This is a genomic window from Haloferax sp. Atlit-109R, assembly GCF_003665865.1.
GTDB lineage: Archaea > Halobacteriota > Halobacteria > Halobacteriales > Haloferacaceae > Haloferax > Haloferax volcanii.
Window position 1 is genome coordinate 1 of sequence record NZ_QPLO01000016.1, and the last position, 473, is coordinate 473.

The 473-nt window shown below is 71.7% G+C and carries 1 pseudogene; it reads left to right on the plus strand.

Annotated features, from left to right (window positions below):
* A pseudogene (locus DVK03_RS19435) lies at positions 1-135 on the plus strand (DUF84 family protein); the annotation flags it as partial.
* Between the last annotated feature and the right edge of the window lie 338 nt (positions 136-473).

Genomic DNA, 473 nt, shown 5'->3' on the forward strand with positions numbered 1-473 from the left:
CTCCTCGACACCGAGGGCGTCGCGGAGCGGGGCGGCGCCGCGGGCGAGCTCACCGCCGGCCGCGTCGACCGAGCCGAGGCGCTCGCCGCCGGCGTGAGCGGCGCGCTCGGGCCGTTCGTCTCGGACCTGTACTGAGCGACCCGCGGCGCCGCCGCCGGCGGTCGGCGCGGTTCGAACACCGTACCCAAACGCGGCCGCGGGGCGGCGCTTTCGCTCCCGTTCCGGGACGAAACCGCACGACAGCGGCGTGTTAACCCCGTCTACCAACCGCCTTAGGTCGGATGGCGGCGTGGATCGGGTATGAGTACTGCCCAGTTGGACGCGGTCGCAGCCGAATCGAGCGGCCTCTCCGCGAAACAGTCGCAGATACTGCGATACCTCCGCGAGAACGCGGGCGACCGGACGTACTTCAAGTCGCGGCTGATCGCCGACGACCTCGGCCTCTCCGCGAAGGAGGTCGGCGCGAACATGAG